Origin of the sequence: Gimesia aquarii (genome assembly GCF_007748195.1) — a bacterium.
GTDB classification, from domain to species: Bacteria; Planctomycetota; Planctomycetia; order Planctomycetales; family Planctomycetaceae; genus Gimesia; species Gimesia aquarii.
The window spans coordinates 6,875,264-6,893,353 of the sequence record NZ_CP037920.1 but is presented as its reverse complement, the minus strand read 5'-3'; the positions used below and the strand labels follow the sequence as shown (position 1 = coordinate 6,893,353).

Genomic DNA, 18,090 nt, shown 5'->3' with positions numbered 1-18,090 from the left:
AATGAGCGCACTGCAAATTCGATTTTGGATGGACACATTCCTCTCAAGTTAAGAGACTTACAAACATGATGTTCACTGTGAAGAAAACATAAGTTGCGTTTGTACAAAGCGGTGGCGAATTATTTGCAAAAATACACGATTCAGGTGTGAATCAGGAACGGAACGTGGAGAGGCTTCATAACCGGTAAAAGTAAAAGAAATTAGGGAGGTTTTCCTATGAACCACATAAAAACCTCCCTCAATTTAGGTGAAACACCACAAGTAAAATGAACGTAGAGAGTTTCGTTCCTGCTCTAAAGATTGGAGTCTCCGAAAAGCCGATGGTTGAGTGGTATCCCTGTATTAGTCTCTGGATGAGCATTCAATCAGATTTACCTCCCATTTGGAATTGCTGATAACCTCCTGAAATTGCGATAGGAAAAAACGACGCAGACCAGTTTGATGAACTTCGTATTGAGTTCGTTAGGCGGTGTTTGAAGACGAATGGATTTCGTTTATCTCATCGAGCTGCAACTTGCAGTGAGCCATCACGTTTTAATAGTAATAATCAATGTTTCAATCTTCTCTATAGGGCATCGCTCCACAGGACACAGAAAAATGTGATGAACCTTTTATTCAGCACAGAGGTCTAATATTTGAGAGGCCACACCTCGATAATCCGAAACTCATTGAGACGAAACCATGCCAGATGTAGTTCCCCGCATTCGACGTGCTCAACCACAAGAATGCACAACGATCAGTGCGTTAGGCATACGATCCAAAGCATTCTGGAACTACTCGCCACAAATGATGGCAACGTTTCGTAGCGAACTCACCCTGTTAGCCGAAGACATCCAGAAACGACGCGTTTATGTGATAACAATCGACAAGACTATTGTTGGTTACTATTCACTGCGTGAGATCGACTTGAAAGCCATCGAGCTCGAACACTTGTTCGTCGATCCTGATTGCTTGAAACGTGGTTTTGGTTCGCAGATGTTTCACCACGCGATGGATGTGATCAAATCCGAGGGGTTTACCCGCTTGGTGATTCAAAGCGATCCCAACGCTTCCGGTTTTTACGAAAAATTGGGTGTTCCATTGGTGAAAAGAATTCCATCAAGCATACCAGGCCGTTCGATTCCTTGTTTTGAAAAGATCCTCCAGGCAGATTAACGCGAATCGCTGGGCGAATGGCGTCCCAGTTGGCACATGTTTGTATTGTTTCAATCATAATATGACTATCAAAGCTTTCTCACCCGAACAGAACTACTTTTTCCTTTCGAGAATCACGAAGAAAGAAATCTCAGGAGCTTGAAATTGATATGCTACTTTTAATCGACTTTACAGGAGTACTGTTTTTCAGGGTTGACGTAGACATAACCGATTTCCAAAGTTAAAATTAGATCAATAAAATATTTTTACCCTCGCTCTATAATTTCCCCATACACAGCGTTGTCAAACGTTGTGGATCTGCCCACCCTGGAATCGATTATGCTGAATATTTTTGATCAGTCTGCCAGCAAATTTTGCAATCAAGTATCGCGTCGGAATTTCATTAAAGTAGGGGCACTTGGTCTGGGCGGTCTTAGCTTGCCTCAGGTCCTCAAAGCTAAGAAGCAGTCGGGCAAAAGCAGCTCTCACAAATCCATCATCATGATTTATCTGCCGGGTGGGCCGCCGCATCAGGATATGTATGATCTCAAAACGGATGCACCCGCTGAAGTGCGTGGCGAATTCAAACCTATTTCGACCAATGTACCTGACATTCGCATTTGTGAACATCTTCCCGGGCTGGCCCGGATTGCGGACAAATGTGTGTTTGTAAATTCGCTCGTCGGTTCGGTAGGTCAGCACGCATCGTTCCAATGTATGACCGGACACAACTCGGTCAACCAACCCGCGGGCGGTTGGCCCGAATTGGGGTCCGCATTGTCACACTTGAAAGGGAATCCTCGGGCGATCTCACCCGCTTATGTCAATCTTTCGCCTCGGATGCAGCACACTCCTTATAACTTCGGAAAGAACAGTTTCCTGGGCATGGCTCATACACCCTTCAATCCGAACGGCGAAATGAAGGGTGACATGACACTCAATGGCATTACATTAGATCGTTTGCATGATCGGAAAAGTCTACTAAATAGTTTTGATCAGTTTCGGCGTGATGCCGACAGTAGCGGGGCAATGCAGGGGCTCGATTCGTTCAACGAACAGGCCTTCGGTGTTCTTACTTCAGGGGGCTTGGTTGAAGCGCTCGATCTTTCAAAAGAAGACTCGGCGATTCGTGAACGTTACGGTAAAGGGACAGAAAAAAAACAAGGGGACGCCGCACCACGACTAAACGAACAATTTCTTCTGGCACGACGGCTTGTCGAAGCCGGGGCGCGCGTTGTGACTCTAAGTTATAGTTTCTGGGACTGGCATAGTAGTAATTTCAAACGGGCGAAAGAAAATTTTCCTGACTTCGATCAGGCAATTACAGCGCTCATCGAGGACTTGCATCAACGTGGCATGGCGGAAGACACGACCGTCATCGCCTGGGGCGAGTTTGGGCGTACTCCTATGATTAACAAACAGGGGGGGCGTGATCACTGGCCGCGCGTTTGCAATGCTTTGCTCGCCGGTGGTGGCATGAAAACGGGTCAGGTTATTGGCACCACCGATCGCCTGGGCGGCGAGGCGAAAGATCGTCCCGTACATTTTCAGGAAGTCTTCGCGACACTCTATCACAATATGGGAATCGACGTGCAGCAATTAACATTACCTGATCACGCCGGTCGACCCCAATACCTGGTCGACAGCGGTTATCTACCACTGGCCGAAGTCATCTGACCCCTCTATCGCTTCGTGCCTCGAGGCCAGGTTTCATTAGCCCTTGCCCTGGCATTATTCACGATTTGCTCAACGAGCCGTAGTACACAACCTTTGGTGGTCTATCTTAGCTCCACGCGTATTGCTCTTCTTAGATTTGTCTGGTTCACAGCTTACTACTAAGGGTTCCATTACTCGAATACCATAGTTTCCATAATTCTTCAGGCGTCGCCTGGTGTGTTTGTCAACTATGTGATTCGATGAAACGAGAATTGCACCATCCGAAGCGACAACATGTTCTTTGAAGATCATACCATCGGTTAACTCTTTAATCATGACACGGCGGGTAGTTTTACTAACCGACTCGACGATAGCTCGTTCCAGTTCATCCACAATAAAGGAAGCAAATATCTCTGGTTCTCTTCGTAAGTGCTCGAATGGCAAATGATTTGAGGAATGGGCATTTTCGAGGACTTTGTATTGTCGCACTATTCTGATCAGATTTGCGGCAAGCGCGAGTGGCTCGTTTCGAATGATGTCTTTAATCAATGGCACAAGGTCACTCTGCTTATCGTAAAGATTAATGATTCGAGAAACAGTCTCCAGATCAGAGATCTTATTTATGATATCTGAGATTTCTCTGCGTTCTTGATCATCATTTGTAGAAATAATGTCACGAGCCTCAATCAGTATGGCAGCAGCTTCATATTGATTGACGTACTCAGGATTCAGCACTTGTGCTAAATCGCTAACTAATCGAATGACATGTTCCGAGCGTGGACAGACAGAACTGACAAGTCGATTGAGCAAATCAATATATTCGCTGTTTGACCTGGCAAACCGGTCACGCTGTGAAGCTGTAAGAATTGCCAGCGAAAGCAAACCAGCGATTTCATTGAACAACGCAAGGTGGGCTTCTGAGTATGCGTTAATCTCGATGCTCGAAAAGAACAGGAATCCAACACTATGTCCTTCGACAGTCAGCGGAAATGTGAACGAAGATCGAATACCTTCATTTACGATCAAACGTGTTGATTCAGAGTGGGGATGTTTTTGAAGATACTCTTGAAGGTTATTTAGTATTCTGGGGCGTTTCTGCTCCAAAACAAATTGGAGTGAAGATCCTTTAAGTGGAGCACTAAAGTTTTTACCGAGCATTACGTTGTTATCAGAACGGCACCAACGTGAAATAACAAGTTCTCCCGTTTCGTCGAGCAAAGCACAGCCGATTCGGTTGAACGGTAATACAGACTGGAAACTTTCATAAATGGAATTCAACACTGCATCCAGCGTTTCCCCTTGCAAGACTTGTTCTGTTAACCCGGAAAACAAGTTTGCGAGCATGTCATTTGAAGGTTCTTCTAATTTACATGGTGATTCAATTACAGTCATCATTCACTCTTTTCTACTTTAAAACCCAAATCAGAAAGAGGTGATGATTTCACCGCTACCATGTTGTTGGCATAGCTCGATCAGTTTTTTGATTGAGAGCTTTGGTGGCACAGTCATCGTAACCCGTATCGAGTCAATTTTGGCGATCTGTTGCCCTCTTCGAATAGATTGGATCCATATAAAAAGTAGGTTACATTTTGATAATTTGCATGGAGGTAAAACTCTGGAATCTGAGGGAATGGGGAAAGCAACAGCGACTGTCGTTTCTTTTGTCACTTAATTATAGTGCAAGAAATAGTTCGTCTTTGAATATGATTGAACTAAACCATTTATTAATGATCACTCAATCTGGTCATCACTCCAGTTATACTTTTGTTCTGATTTAGCCCTGACCTATTTCTATAAACGAAAAAAGACTCAGAGCAATGTGCACTAAGTCTTTTCACATTAAACGACCAAGAGAGGACTCGAACCTCCGCGGTGATTACCCTCACTAACTAATGACTACACATTTAAAAAGTGTTTCAATTTCACTGCAATTACTTTGGGATCAAAACGTTGCGTCTGTTGTATTTCGTTTCAGTTGCTGAGTTGGCTTTCGTGATATTAAACGCTGATCGAATCTCTAAACAACTGAATCAGAAATGAGCGAGGCTACCCCCAAGGCGCATTGTATTATGTTATTGTTTACTGACTCTCAAATACAAATGGCCGTTACAATTGTAGCAAAGGAATTCAAAATGAAGTTTGCAATCTTTTTCTACCCATTCCTTAAAGGCCTTCGTTTCCCCTTTGTCGAGATTCCATGTCCAGTCATCAAAAACAAGTATCGCACCATCGACTAAGCGGTTTTCTAAATACTCTAGACATTCAACAGCTGGTTCATACAGGTCACAGTCAACGCGTGCAAAGGCAATCTTTTCGATGGACTGGACTTCTGGCTGTTTAAAGCTTTCAGAAAACCATCCCTTTATCAGATGTATGTGGGGACGCTGTTCACACTTTAGCCTTTTGCTCACACTGGCATAGTCTGCAGCATACTGTCCTTCGCTCCAACAATCTAAATCATGCTCAGTTGTTTTTGGCAAACCTTGAAAGCTATCAAAGCCCCAAATCTCTCGGTGATTCGAATTTAAATCCTGGGCCTCTGCCAGCTGTTCAAGCCAATCCCCTTCGAATACCCCAAACTCAACAATGGCACCAGGAATATCTTTGAAAGTAGCATCGCTGATGAGCTCCCGCGCATAATTGAATTCTGCTTTCCGGGCGGCATCCATAACCATGCTATAATATGGAGTCTCCGGCCCCCATGATGAATAAATCCAAAACCCAGGTTTTGGGGGATTCCCGTTAATCGCTGAATTCATCCAGCTTTGATAATCCGTTTGTGTTTGTGGAGTTGTAGTTACTTTTGACTGAATCTGGCTTGGATTCGAACTCGTACCATTGGGGGATGTCTTCTTATCAAGCTCTTTTACTTTAGTTTCAAGAGCAGGTAAACGCTTGAGGTGGGTAATAAGAGACCGAAACGTTTTATACTTTCGTAACAACATTTGGCAATCCTTTTTGTTATTAACGTTGTTAATTCAATCGTTTGTCTTCATTAATGGAATCGTTTGTAGTCTATCAAAAGTTATTTATATCAGTCTAGATTTCTTTCAGCCTTCTTAATACTATTAGCGTCGTTTTCTGTTGAAGATGTTTTTGGAAGCTATTTTTAAAGTTAGTCATGTGAAGTTGAGATTTGAGATCTAATAATATAATCCCTTCATTGCGATCCAAGCCTATATCAAAGAATGAAAACATCTTTAGTAACTTATTTTGGCTAGGGGGCACAATAAGATGTAGCCGGTCTAATAAATTTGAGTTTATAAGAGACAGTATAACACCGGTTTACCGCATGATAGTCTGGCTGTAGAATCTGGAACTTTCCCCTCGAAGTACAAATCTGCGAAACCAGCTATGAACTTCATTTTTCGATCTTACTAGGTCGTTTTGCAATCGAAGGTTCAACATGAATCTAGCACCATCTACTTTTCAGAGACGTTTTTCAGGACTCATGGGAATAAAAAAAATCGAGGGTAGTGCCATGAATTTATATAGGCTTCTCTCAATAGATAAAATTCCTTAATGTGAAACTATTACTTTGTGACGAATTTTGGTTTTCAAAACAGTTACAACCACGTGTTCTAAAATGATTTATCAGCAGGAGGCCATTGGATTATGCGTAACGCTTTAAAAACTCTCGCTTTGAAGGTACCGGGTATTAGTAAATTAGCTTTTGATCATCAACGTATTTCGAGGTTGGAGTCTACATTGACTAGTCTCCAAAATAACCAAGGATCAACTCATGCCGCAAATATTCCACAATTATGGCAGGGTTTCGATCAATATGAGACATCAGTCGTATTAGCTCTACGGGATTTAATCTCACCAGGTGAACTTGTTTTTGACGTAGGAGCAAATCTTGGTGGATTATCAGTTACTCTCTCCAGGCTTGTTGGTCCATTCGGAAAAGTAATTTCGTTTGAAGTGAGTCCTCGCATCATTCCGCAGCTAATTGCAAACCTGAATTACTGGGCGTGCAAAAATGTATTTATTATACCGAAGGCTGCTTGGAACACGTCAGGTGAGCAAATACCGCTGTATTTTGGGGGGGAGCACTATGCAGATACAGTGATGGAAGGACATGCTGATTTTAACAATGGTGCCCCCAGTTATATCGCGGATACTGTGGCGCTTGATGATATTGTAGGTGCTATCGGGTTACCACCATCAGTCGTTAAGATGGATATTGAAGGAGCTGAGCAAGAGGCTTTAAAAGGGTTTATCAATACTCTTAACTCCCATCACCCGGCTTTGATACTCGAAATGGATGGTGCGGACGCCAGTCTACAAGAGTGGTTAGCTGACAAAGGGTATCATTTATATTTGGCTGATAATTACGAAAAACTTGAGAAGCCTGTGGGTTCCAGGTTGATGAATGTGATTGCAATTCACCAAGATGATACAAAAAATAACAGCTATTATAATAGTATAGTGAAAACACCAGTACTTGTAATGGATCACTCTGAATGGAGGGCCGATTCTGATGGTTTTTACTTTAAAAGTTCCCAGCTTCAAGCTGGTAGATATGTTTTATCATTTGTCCCGACTCAAGAAGCCGTTTGTGACCATTCCAAAGCCGAGTTATCTGTTTTGGAAGGAGAAAGATTGGAAAGCAAAAGTTATCATAACTCTCCCTGGTCTCATTTATCTCAATCGTATACCGATCAACCATTCCACTTGAAAAGGGATAATTCAATAACCATTCGACTTAAATTCAGCGAACAAAAAGACCTTAACAATGTATTTAAATCGATGTCGTTGTTAAGAGTGGATTCGAATCAGTCTCCTTGGGCAGATAAAAAACGAGTCATTTTTTAAGCTGCAGGTGACTTTGTACCCCCGTCGTCCACTTTAATCTAGTTGATGTATAGGAAATTAAAGTTAATCGTGAGTTCCAGTGGGAGCTGATTTCCAAGTTTACTTCAACGACGTACTTTGGGTTGTTGATCTCAGTATTATCTGGCTATATAGCCATGCTCGGGTTGTTACACACTGGGAATACTAGGTAGTGTTTATTTAATATATTTGATAGTGATTCTCAGGAATGCGGCCTTAAGCATAACAAGATAACTTTCCAATATTTTGTTGTACCGAGTGGCAGTTCTGCAGTAGTGTTTCAAGCGACCGATTAGGCGTTTTACAACACCCTTTTTGCTATATCACTTCCTGTAAAAAGATGGATGCTTGTTTTCATTCTTCCGATTCAGAATCACATTACCAATCGCTTTCGATTCAAGCCACTCGAGGATGTAACCGGCTAAGTAAGCTTGATCGCTTACAAGGTGTTCAGGACAATTGGCTTTGCGATGCAGTCGTAGAAGGATCGAATCCATCACGGAAAGAAACGCTGTTGGCTCATTGAACTAACCTGCAGTGACTTTGATCCCCAAAGAGATTTTCCAGCCATCACAGGCAATGTGTAACTTGGAAGAATAACTGCCGCGTGATCTTCCAAGTCTGTTTTTGACAACAAGGATGTAGCTGATACTTTCAAATTCGTATAAACCAATTCCGATAAAGAAACATTACCTAGGGTTACTTCCAGCGAATATTTTGTGATTGTTGATTTATATAAAAAACGACGTTGTTGTACCCTCAGATCAAGTTCCGGTCTCTGTGTATATGATGCTAGAAAATGCCCTTTTTTCTAGCCTTTTATTGAACGAGTCAATTAGGGTTGTGTTATGTTTTCTATTTTAGCTATACTGCCATGGCGTTCAGCCCAATGAGCTAGTTCATTGACAATATTGATGGTATATAGTCATAAATTGCACAATTCGTTTTTCAGGATAAACAAGTTTCAGGATGAAAATACTTGTTATATTTGGGACCCGGCCAGAGGCAATCAAGATGTCTTCTGTCGTCAGGGAGTTTACAGCTCAGCCTAAGATAGACACCAAAGTATGTGTCACTGCACAACATCGTGAAATGCTAGATCAAGTCTTGGACTTATTTGAAATAAAGCCAGATTATGATCTAGGTATCATGTCTCCTAATCAGTCATTAACGACGATTACTTCCCGGATCCTGACAGGCTTGGAGCCGATACTGAAGGAGTTTCAGCCCGATACTGTTCTTGTCCATGGAGATACCAGCACTACCTTCGCAGCAAGTCTTGCCGCATATTACCAGCAAATTCGGATTGGTCATGTGGAAGCTGGTCTGAGAACCAATAACATTTACTCGCCTTGGCCTGAAGAAGCAAACAGAAAACTGACAAGTGTTTTAACGGATTATCATTTTGCCCCCACGAGCGCAGCCAGGGATAATTTACTACGGGAAAACGTACCTTCAGAGAAGATTCATGTCACTGGCAATACTGTTATCGATGCTTTACTCCATGTTCTGGACAAAATTAAATCTGATGGTTCATTAACTCAGGAAATACAGCACTTGCTTCCTGAAATCGATATCAGAAAACGCTTGATTCTTGTAACAGGGCATCGTCGTGAAAATTTTGGAACTGGCTTTGAGGATATCTGCAAAGCACTCGCTACACTGGCATCAAAGTACCCGGGCGTGCAAATTATTTACCCGGTTCACCTGAATCCCAATGTTCAAGAACCTGTCAATCGATTGCTTAACAATTATGAAAATATCTGTCTGATTAAGCCTCTTGACTATTTACCATTTGTATATTTAATGAATCAATCATATTTCATCCTAACTGATTCTGGTGGCATCCAGGAAGAAGCGCCTTCTCTGGGAAAACCAGTCTTGGTTATGCGAGAAACTACAGAGAGACCGGAAGCCGTTAAGGCAGGTACGGTGAAACTGGTAGGAACCAATTTTGAAAAAATTGTCTACGAAGCTTCAGCGTTACTCAACTCTGATTCTTATTACCAATCAATGTCTCAAGCCCACAATCCCTATGGCGATGGCCTAGCGAGTAAACGGATTGCTGACTTTATAAGTTCAATAAATTAGCTCCTAATGAAAAACCGAAGTCTGCTTGCATTAAACGATTTTGTTGATGTTTTCAAATCTTTCCGGCTATGTTTTTTTCTGGCATGGTTTGATATTCGGATTCGATATCGAAGATCCAAAATTGGTCCCTTTTGGATCACGATCAGTATGGCAATATTTATCGTTGCGCTGGGAGCCGTCTATTCCAAGCTATTTAACATGAAAGCCGAAGAATATATGCCCAACCTGGCTGCCGGCTATTTGTTTTGGACCTTGATGGCAACTGCACTGAGTGAGTCTCCGACGATCTTCATTGAGAATGGGTCTTATCTCAAAGACATGAAAATCAATCTTCTAGTTCTGGTTGTTCGAGCGCTGACCAGAAACTTTATTATCTTTTTGCATAATGCGGTCTTTATCGCTGGGGTCTGTCTGTATTTCGGGATCTGGCCACAATGGCAGATGCTCTTCGTCATTCCCGGTGTGTTTCTGGTATTGATTAACCTCTTCTGGATCACTCTGGTGTTCGGCATCTTAGGAGCGAGGTATCGTGATCTGGCTCCCATTATTCAGAGTATGGTGCAGGTGCTCTTTTTCGTCTCGCCCATTACATGGCTTCCCAAGTTGGTTGGTACAAATAGTTGGATCCTTAAATTAAACCCAATCGCTTATTTTCTAGATCTGACACGCTCGCCTACATTAAATATAAGTCCAGTACCGAGTTCTTGGCTTGTTACAATAGGGATCGGAATATTCGGATTGGTAGTGGCTTTCATACTCTTTGCTTATAAGCGCGAACGAATTGTATTCTGGATTTGAAATGGCTCACATTAGTGCATATAGTGTTGGCTTGCATTTTCCGATTATCGGTGCAGGGGACCGGTCTGTTAAAAACTCAATTTTGAATTTTGCAACGGGAGGCAAAATCACTAAGGGTAGTGGCACAATGCTGGTTACCGGACTGGAAGATGTTACTTTTGAACTGCACGATGGTGACCGCCTAGGACTGATCGGACACAATGGTGCCGGGAAATCAACCTTGCTAAAAGTACTTGCTGGAATTTATCATCCTACCGATGGAAAAGTGAGTGTAGAAGGGCGCATCGTATCCACTCTCAATATCACTTTGGGCTTTGAACTGGAAGCGACTGGCTATGAAAACATATTTCTGCGGGGGCGCCTGTTAGGATTAAAGGGCGATGAAATCAATTCGAAGCTCGATGAAATCGCAGAGTTTACCGAGTTAGGAAGATATTTAGATTTACCGGTCCGGGTGTATTCATCAGGGATGTTAATGCGACTGGCGTTTGCTATTATGACCTCGCTCGAATCGGACATCTTACTCATGGATGAAGTAATAGGCACAGGTGACGCTCGCTTTATTCATAAGGCAGAGAAAAGACTGAATGAGTTTATGAATAAAGCAAAGATCATGGTTATCGCATCGCACTCAGATGAAGTCATTAGAGAATTTTGTAATAAGGCTCTGTTGCTGAGAAACGGAACCCCCTATGCGATGGGAGGAGTAGAGGAAATTCTTTCTGTTTATCAATCGGATGATTATCAGAATTAATGACTTATCGAGAGATATGAATCTCCTGGGCAGATCACCATCTTTAAGTTTTAAACAAGAAGTATGCAATGGAAGCAATCGTTTTAAGTGGTGGATTAGGAACCAGATTACGGAGTGTCGTCTCTGATCTTCCCAAGCCAATGGCCCCCATTTCAGGAAAGCCTTTTTTAGAATACCAGTTGAATTATTGGATCACACAAGGGGTTGATCGATTTATCCTGGCAGTGTCCTATAAATCAGAGTGCATTACACAATATTTTGGGAACTCCTTTCGAGGAGTACCAATTGATTATTCGTTTGAAGACCAACCATTGGGAACAGGTGGTGCAATTCGTGAAGCGATGCAATATCTTTCGAAGCAGGACATTTTTCTATTATTGAATGGCGACACTTTTTTTGACGTACCATTGAGCGAACTTAAAGATTTTCATAAATCATATAATGCTACACTAACTTTTTCCTGTTACGAAATGGAAAAAAATGAGCGTTATACTGGCATTCTGATTGATACAAACAATAAAGTTACAGCATTAAATGCGGAAGTGATCGTAGGAAATCAACAAAGCATTAAAATTAATGGAGGAGTCTATTTGGTAGATTGCGAAGCAATCAAACCTTATTTTGTGGATCAGGATAAGAAGCATTCGTTTGAGCAAAAAATACTGCCCAGTCTTGTCGCCGATCATAATGCGGTTGCGTTAACCCATCATGGGTACTTTATTGATATCGGAATTCCTAGTGACTTCGAGCGGGCACAAACGGAAATCTTAAAGCGAATCAAATGAGTCAGGTAACCAGAATTTTTTGGTTTTAATGCTCGCTACTATTCAACACGGATTGTTAAGTTAGGAATTATCATGAGTAAACGGATTTTGATTACTGGTGGAGCAGGCTATCTAGGTTCGATTGCAGTACCACATTTATTGGCAAAAGGACACCAGATTACAGTAATCGACAATTTTCTTTTCAAACAAAACTCATTAGCCCATGTTTGTATCGATCCAAATTTCAATGTGATTAACGGTGATGCGCGTAATCCGGATGTTGTGCTTCCGGAATTAAAAAAAGCAGACATTGTGATTCCACTGGCAGCGCTAGTTGGTGCACCGATTTGTAAAAAAGATCCTGTCGGGGCTTCGACATTGAACAAAGATGCCATCTACATGATTTTTGATCATCTGTCAAAAGCGCAATGGATCATTATGCCGACTACTAACAGTGCCTATGGAACGGGGGATGAAAACAACTTTTGCACAGAAGAATCTCCACTAAACCCGATCAGCCTGTATGCTGTCGAAAAAGTCGAAGTCGAAAAACGGTTACTGGAACACGAAAATTCAATCAGCTTTCGATTAGCAACCGTGTTTGGCATGGCTCCGCGAATGCGTATAGATCTATTAGTAAACGACTTTGTTTATCGTGCAGTTCACGACCGAGCGGTTGTGCTTTTTGAATCCGCTTTCAAGCGAAATTACATTCATGTCCGAGATGTGGCTCGTGCTTTTGAACACGGCATTAATCATTTTGATGAAATGAAAGGTGAGATTTTTAACGTAGGTCTCTCTGATGCCAATCTATCCAAAAAAGAGTTATGCGAAGCGATCGCAAAGCATATTTCGGATTTTGTGTTTATTGATGCTCCTATTGGAGAAGACCCGGATCAGCGAAATTATATCGTATCAAATGAAAAAATTGAATCGCAAGGATATCATCCTGCTTTCAGTCTTGATATGGGAATTCAAGAGCTGATCAAGGGCTACCAGATGATCAAGAACAATCTCTACTCCAATATCTAGGAATGGAACAGTGCGTAAATTTGTATTGATCGACCAATCGATAAAGAATGCCGGTGGCCATCACCTTGAATATGCTTTACGCGTACTTAAGGCCGCTAAAGCGCAGGGCATGGAAACGATTTTAGCCGTTAATAAAAAATGTGATCCGATTCAAAGTCAATTTATCGATCAGGTTGAATACATATTTACCAATACTTTCTGGGAAAACATGGTCAAATCCAGAGGAAGGAGGTTGATTGGTGGATCGAAATTTCTGGGACTGATGAGATCAATAAAAAACGATCTGCTCTATAAAATTCTTTATAGTCAAACTGGCATGATTTATAATGAATTACGTAGTCAATCTACGTTAAAGATGATCAAAAATTATGTTGGTAAAGAAGATGTCGGATCACTCAGTGCTTTCAGAATTGTGCTGACAAAGTTATTACTGACTATAATACAGGGGGTAAAGTCGATTCTTCAGAGAATTAATCGACTTTTTTATAAACTTGGTCCCTTTGGCAGAATTCTCAGGAGATTATGCCTTTTTGTAATAATTCTATTACTTTCCCCGTTAATATTGCTGTACTTAATTCCTCAATATTTAGTCTTAAAAAAAGCTGGGCCTCAATACAATATTCTCTTTGCGAAAGAAGTATGTAACTTACTGTCAAGGTCGCAAATCAAATCTAATGACGTTACTTTCGTTCCTACACTTGGTGAAACCGAATTACAGGGCTTACTGGAGCTTTCCCAGAATTTAAAAATCGAGCAACCTGCCTGGCATTTACTGTTTCGGCGAAATTTGTTTAACGGTCGCAATCCGTCTTACTCGAAGCAGTTTGAAGAAACTCAGGAGGCTCGAATCGTTTTTAATCGCTTTGTACATGAAAAAGAAAAAGGTCAATTTTATTTCTATACAGATACAGACCATTTAACAAAACAGTATAACTCTCTGGGGGCGATGAAGTTCACTACACTGCCAATCCCTCATGACAGCACGCTTCAGAAATCAAAGACGCAAGTTGGGAACGGTCCCCTGGTTATCAGTTATATCGGTGACGCCAGAACGGAGAAAGGATTCCAAGCACTCCCTAAATTAATTTCTGATTTGGAAGCAAAAGGCATCGATGCTGGGCAAGTACATTATCGTTTTCAAAGCAACTTTAATGTTCCGGAAGGTGAACCAGCTCCCCGTGTGGCAAAAGCTGTTCTGAGCAATTACTCTGAGAACTATATCGAATTACTCGAAGGCCCCTTCAATTCTGAAGAATACGCGTCTCTTATCAATGATTCAGACATTGTTTTAATTCCCTATGACTCCAATAACTATTACGCTAGAAGTTCAGGAGTCTTAGCAGAAGCATTGGTAGCAGGAATACCAGTCGTTGTTCCCGCTGGAACATGGATGTCTAGTGCATTCACACAAGAAGTACAGAACTATTTAAAGAAACAATTTAAGGAAAGTTTAATCAACCTTAATAGTTCTCTCAATTTTCCATCTATAGATGTCTGTGTGCCGAAACAGATCTCCAACCTCATCCTGGAGCTCGAATGGAATTATCCATCAGAGGGAATGCAATGCCACCTGCAAGTACAACGTCAGGTCAGACCCTCTGATGAAGATCAGCAGTGCTTCTGGATTGATAGTAATTCAGATACGTTAGTTCTTGAGCCAATTGCAGATAAAGTGTATTGCTGCATTCGCTCAAACGAACCTGGATGCTACAAGATTTCACTCAATTTGAATGACAGCACGAGGTCATTTAATGATATCGATCAATTAAAAGCTCAGATCAAAAATGTAACAGTGAAAGGGATAGAAACCGAAATTCCATCAGGTGTGATTGGAGCTACCTACTATAACATCAATCGTGTTTCAGATTCTGTTAGAGAACTCATAAACCACTATCCACACTACCTTGAAGGTGCGCTGACGTATAAGCAAAAATGGTATGCTGAACATTCAGCAGAAAACCTCGTTCATCAATTAGTTTCTCAAAGTCAAAATGGAGATGGACTATGATCATAACTATTTCTGATGTTACTCTGGGGTATGGTTCACCGCAAATCATAAGCTTTACCAAAGAGTTTGCTGAATGCAATCAAGATGACTTTACTATTTTGCAACCTGCAGTTCCTTATCGACAAATTGTAACAGATCATAAATTTGCAGAAAAAATTCGTACTTTACCTACCCGCGAACATCCGCACTCATGCCTAGGTCGATGGCAATTCTTTCAACAGTGCAAACAGTTTGTCCAAAAATATAAACCCGATACACTTATTGTCTCGAATTATAATTTGCTACCGATCTTGGAGCTTTTAGAGTTCACCCCTCCCAAGATTATTAACCTTGTTCTCGAAGATTGCGAACATCTTAAAAAGAGCTTTCACTCTAAAGTATTGTTTTCAAGACTTCAAAAGCTTTCAAAACAGATCGACTACTGGATCTTCCCGGAACAAAACCGTGCGATAAATGACGCAGAATTATTTTCGATTCCATATGAGAAAATATTTGTGCTTCCGAATGTATACGAAGCCAAGAGCACGTTTCACCCCAAACCCAAAATTCCAAAAATTTTATATGCTGGAACCTTAGATCTTGATTCCTCTGTTGCCTGTCACTTTACAGACCCTTCTGTGTGGAAACTGCCGCTAGATATCTATGGTGATTCTCAAGGAACTCCGAAAAACCAGGACAAATTAACGTCTGCATTAAATCAAGCTCGCTGTGCTAATATGGGACTATATTGGTATGGACAAGTCGATGCACAAACTCTTGATTCACTCTTATCGCAATATGCGTTCTCTTTGGTTTTCTGGCTACCAAAACGTTTTGCACTTCTCAACGCCGCCCCCAATAAATTCTTCCAGGCACTGGCGTATGGAGTTCCAGTGATCACGGCTCCACATCCGCAATGTAAAATGTATGTCGAACGTTACAATTGTGGTTTGGTTATGAAAGACTGGTCAAAAGGAGAACTAATTAGAACCGTTCAACTGGGGATCAAGCTTTTTGGTACCAGTCAGTATCAAGATATGGTGGGAGGAACTAAACAAGCGATAAATCAAGAGTTGAATTGGAAAACACAAATGAAACTGCTAGCGAACAAGTTTCGCTTGAAGGCACATGGTTAAAGAGGACTTTAATGCAAAAAGAAACGATCGTGGTTACAGGATCGACGGGTTTCCTAGGTCGGCACCTCATGCCGTTGCTTCAGGAAAAATATGGTAGTCAGAATATCAAGGGTCTATCTTCTCAAGATTATGATTTGATGAATCCGGTTCATGTTGAAACCATGTTCAAAGACCTGCAACCTGATATTGTCATTCATCTGGCCGCGTATTCTGGTGGCATAGGTGCAAATCGTGAGTTCCCTGCTGATTTCTTTTTTCAGAATATCACCTTGTGCTCACTGATGTTTGAATATGCTGCGAAGCACAAAGTGAAGAAAATAATTTATACTATGGGCGGCTGTAGTTATCCTGCCAAAGTAGTCTCCCCGATCTCAGAAGACCAAATGTGGGAAGGCTACCCGCAAGCGGAAAGCGCTGGTTATTCTGTCGCCAAAAAAATGGGGATTACGGCGTCACAAAGTTATCGAACCCAGTATGGACTTAATTCTGTTGTTTTGATACCAGGGAATATGTATGGAGAATTCGATAATTTTCGTAATAATGAATCTCATGTCGTCCCTGGGATGATACGGCGCTACTACGAAACGAAATTAAGAGGAGAGTCGGAAATTACCATGTGGGGAGACGGGACACCAGTTAGAGATTTCGTTTACGCCGCTGACGTTGCCAAAATCATTCCCTGGTTCATTGAGAATTATGACTCAAGTGAACCGGTCAATATTTCATCTGGTACTGAAACACCAATCAAGGTTCTAGCTGAAACAATAAAAGAGAAAATGGATTGGGAGGGTACAATTGACTGGGATACTTCCAAACCGAATGGTCAGTTAATCAAGATTTTCGATGTCTCGCGGCTTTCTGAATTAGGGCTGGCATGTGAGACGCCATTAAGTGAAGGCTTAGAAAAAACCATTAATTGGCTCACGAAGCATTATCAGAACCAAACTGATGGAATCCGTTTATGATTAAGAGAAATTAGAAATTTTTGAGAATTGTACTCTTCGGCATAAAAGCAATTCCATAATAGTGAAAGATGGATTATTCTTTTGTCTGAGGAAGATCGCTTTATACTCAGTTCGTATTTTTCATCATGAATATTCAAAGGAAGGGATGTTTTCATGATTTTTGTTTTAGGAGGCAGAGGTTTTGTTGGTTCTGCCTTTGAAAGGTTTTTTGAAAAACAACAGATTCCATATAAAGTCATCACAAGAGAAAACTATGAAAGTTGTATAGGAAGTTCTTGCGATTTATTGATTAACGCTAATGGCAACTCCAAAAAATTTCTGGGTCATCAGGATCCGAAATGGGAATTTCAAGCGAGTGTGGCATCTGTGAGAAACTCGCTGGAAGATTTTAACTATCAGAAATATGTTTTTCTCTCCACCAGTGATGTTTACGCTGACTGTAGTAATCCCACGTCAACTCTGGAAGAATCATCACCTTCGGTTTCAGATCTCAGCACCTATGGGTTTCATAAATACTTGGCAGAACAATGTGTGCAACATACTGCAAGAGATTGGTTGATCATTCGTATGGGAGGATTTGTCGGTCCCGGTCTAAAGAAAAATGCGGTTTATGATCTACTGAATGACCAGCCGCTATGGGTTCATCCAAAAAGCGAGTTTCAGTTAATCCATTCAGATGATTCAGCCCAATTAATTATGTCCCTGATCGAGATGAAATTTTCAAATGAAATCTTCAATCTAACGGCAAAACATACGATTTCAGTTGAAGCAATCAGCAAACTAGCTGGAAAATCTATTGATGGGAAAACCGAGGCAACTCCGGTTCGATATGAACTTTCAACAGCAAAGGTAGAGCAACATCTGAATTTACCCGATACTGAAACTTGTGTTAAAAAGTTTATTCAAGAAGCGATCTAAGATAAAAAAGGTTCGTCAA

14 protein-coding genes are annotated in these 18,090 nt (G+C 41.4%); 12 read left to right on the top strand and 2 right to left on the bottom strand.

The window, feature by feature from the left end:
• Positions 1-681: 681 nt before the first annotated feature.
• On the top strand, positions 682-1,155 hold the full coding sequence (locus tag V144x_RS26360; RefSeq protein ID WP_144989883.1) for a GNAT family N-acetyltransferase: 474 nt from the start codon (positions 682-684) through the stop codon (positions 1,153-1,155).
• A gap of 318 nt (positions 1,156-1,473) precedes the next feature.
• Positions 1,474-2,811 carry a DUF1501 domain-containing protein gene (locus V144x_RS26355; protein WP_144989881.1) on the top strand — a complete coding sequence of 446 codons (1,338 nt, stop codon included), beginning with the start codon at positions 1,474-1,476 and terminating at the stop codon, positions 2,809-2,811.
• Between the two features lie 69 nt (positions 2,812-2,880).
• Here V144x_RS26355 and V144x_RS26350 read toward each other — a convergent pair whose 3' ends face one another.
• The gene (locus V144x_RS26350) at positions 2,881-4,185 is read right to left on the bottom strand and encodes a GAF domain-containing protein (RefSeq protein ID WP_144989880.1); all 1,305 of its coding nucleotides are present in this window, start codon (positions 4,183-4,185) and stop codon (positions 2,881-2,883) included.
• A gap of 677 nt (positions 4,186-4,862) precedes the next feature.
• Entirely contained in the window at positions 4,863-5,735 is an 873-nt protein-coding gene (locus V144x_RS26345; RefSeq protein ID WP_144989877.1) for a TylF/MycF/NovP-related O-methyltransferase, read from the bottom strand.
• Between the two features lie 670 nt (positions 5,736-6,405).
• On the opposite strand from V144x_RS26345, the gene V144x_RS26340 reads away from it, so the two are divergent.
• From V144x_RS26340 to V144x_RS26295, 10 genes are all read left to right on the top strand, one after another.
• Positions 6,406-7,608 (top strand): FkbM family methyltransferase, encoded by a 1,203-nt coding sequence (locus V144x_RS26340; RefSeq protein WP_144989875.1) that lies wholly within the window; start codon positions 6,406-6,408, stop codon positions 7,606-7,608.
• A 987-nt stretch (positions 7,609-8,595) separates the two neighbouring features.
• Positions 8,596-9,717 carry a non-hydrolyzing UDP-N-acetylglucosamine 2-epimerase gene (wecB, locus tag V144x_RS26335; RefSeq protein ID WP_144989873.1) on the top strand — a complete coding sequence of 374 codons (1,122 nt, stop codon included), beginning with the start codon at positions 8,596-8,598 and terminating at the stop codon, positions 9,715-9,717.
• A gap of 6 nt (positions 9,718-9,723) precedes the next feature.
• Positions 9,724-10,515 (top strand): ABC transporter permease, encoded by a 792-nt coding sequence (locus V144x_RS26330; protein WP_144989871.1) that lies wholly within the window; start codon positions 9,724-9,726, stop codon positions 10,513-10,515.
• 1 nt (position 10,516) lies between these two features.
• Positions 10,517-11,269 carry an ABC transporter ATP-binding protein gene (locus V144x_RS26325; RefSeq protein ID WP_144989868.1) on the top strand — a complete coding sequence of 251 codons (753 nt, stop codon included), beginning with the start codon at positions 10,517-10,519 and terminating at the stop codon, positions 11,267-11,269.
• A gap of 68 nt (positions 11,270-11,337) precedes the next feature.
• Positions 11,338-12,054: a nucleotidyltransferase family protein gene (locus tag V144x_RS26320; RefSeq protein ID WP_144989866.1), complete on the top strand. Its 717-nt coding sequence runs from the start codon at positions 11,338-11,340 to the stop codon at positions 12,052-12,054.
• A 72-nt stretch (positions 12,055-12,126) separates the two neighbouring features.
• A complete protein-coding gene (locus V144x_RS26315) occupies positions 12,127-13,065 on the top strand; it encodes an NAD-dependent epimerase/dehydratase family protein (protein ID WP_144989864.1) in 939 nt (312 codons plus the stop codon).
• 10 nt (positions 13,066-13,075) lie between these two features.
• On the top strand, positions 13,076-15,073 hold the full coding sequence (locus V144x_RS26310) for a glycosyltransferase (protein ID WP_144989862.1): 1,998 nt from the start codon (positions 13,076-13,078) through the stop codon (positions 15,071-15,073).
• Positions 15,070-16,188 (top strand): glycosyltransferase family protein, encoded by a 1,119-nt coding sequence (locus V144x_RS26305; protein WP_144989860.1) that lies wholly within the window; start codon positions 15,070-15,072, stop codon positions 16,186-16,188. Before V144x_RS26310 ends, V144x_RS26305 begins: the two co-directional genes overlap by 4 nt.
• Before the next feature lie 11 nt (positions 16,189-16,199).
• The gene (locus V144x_RS26300) at positions 16,200-17,153 is read left to right on the top strand and encodes an NAD-dependent epimerase/dehydratase family protein (RefSeq protein ID WP_144989858.1); all 954 of its coding nucleotides are present in this window, start codon (positions 16,200-16,202) and stop codon (positions 17,151-17,153) included.
• Between the two features lie 153 nt (positions 17,154-17,306).
• Positions 17,307-18,071, top strand: coding sequence for an NAD-dependent epimerase/dehydratase family protein (locus tag V144x_RS26295; protein WP_144989855.1), 765 nt, complete (start codon positions 17,307-17,309; stop codon positions 18,069-18,071).
• The last annotated feature ends 19 nt before the right edge of the window (positions 18,072-18,090 follow it).

What these genes read in the sequence shown, in the direction of transcription:
- V144x_RS26295 (WP_144989855.1), top strand. Translation starts at nt 17,307, where the DNA reads ATGATTTTTGTTTTAGGAGGCAGAGGTTTTGTTGGTTCTGCCTTTGAA.
- V144x_RS26315 (WP_144989864.1), top strand. Translation starts at nt 12,127, where the DNA reads ATGAGTAAACGGATTTTGATTACTGGTGGAGCAGGCTATCTAGGTTCG.
- V144x_RS26345 (WP_144989877.1), bottom strand. Translation starts at nt 5,735, where the DNA reads ATGTTGTTACGAAAGTATAAAACGTTTCGGTCTCTTATTACCCACCTC.
- V144x_RS26355 (WP_144989881.1), top strand. Translation starts at nt 1,474, where the DNA reads ATGCTGAATATTTTTGATCAGTCTGCCAGCAAATTTTGCAATCAAGTA.
- V144x_RS26350 (WP_144989880.1), bottom strand. Translation starts at nt 4,185, where the DNA reads ATGATGACTGTAATTGAATCACCATGTAAATTAGAAGAACCTTCAAAT.
- V144x_RS26340 (WP_144989875.1), top strand. Translation starts at nt 6,406, where the DNA reads ATGCGTAACGCTTTAAAAACTCTCGCTTTGAAGGTACCGGGTATTAGT.
- V144x_RS26305 (WP_144989860.1), top strand. Translation starts at nt 15,070, where the DNA reads ATGATCATAACTATTTCTGATGTTACTCTGGGGTATGGTTCACCGCAA.
- V144x_RS26320 (WP_144989866.1), top strand. Translation starts at nt 11,338, where the DNA reads ATGGAAGCAATCGTTTTAAGTGGTGGATTAGGAACCAGATTACGGAGT.
- V144x_RS26360 (WP_144989883.1), top strand. Translation starts at nt 682, where the DNA reads ATGCCAGATGTAGTTCCCCGCATTCGACGTGCTCAACCACAAGAATGC.
- V144x_RS26330 (WP_144989871.1), top strand. Translation starts at nt 9,724, where the DNA reads ATGAAAAACCGAAGTCTGCTTGCATTAAACGATTTTGTTGATGTTTTC.
- V144x_RS26325 (WP_144989868.1), top strand. Translation starts at nt 10,517, where the DNA reads ATGGCTCACATTAGTGCATATAGTGTTGGCTTGCATTTTCCGATTATC.
- V144x_RS26300 (WP_144989858.1), top strand. Translation starts at nt 16,200, where the DNA reads ATGCAAAAAGAAACGATCGTGGTTACAGGATCGACGGGTTTCCTAGGT.
- wecB (WP_144989873.1), top strand. Translation starts at nt 8,596, where the DNA reads ATGAAAATACTTGTTATATTTGGGACCCGGCCAGAGGCAATCAAGATG.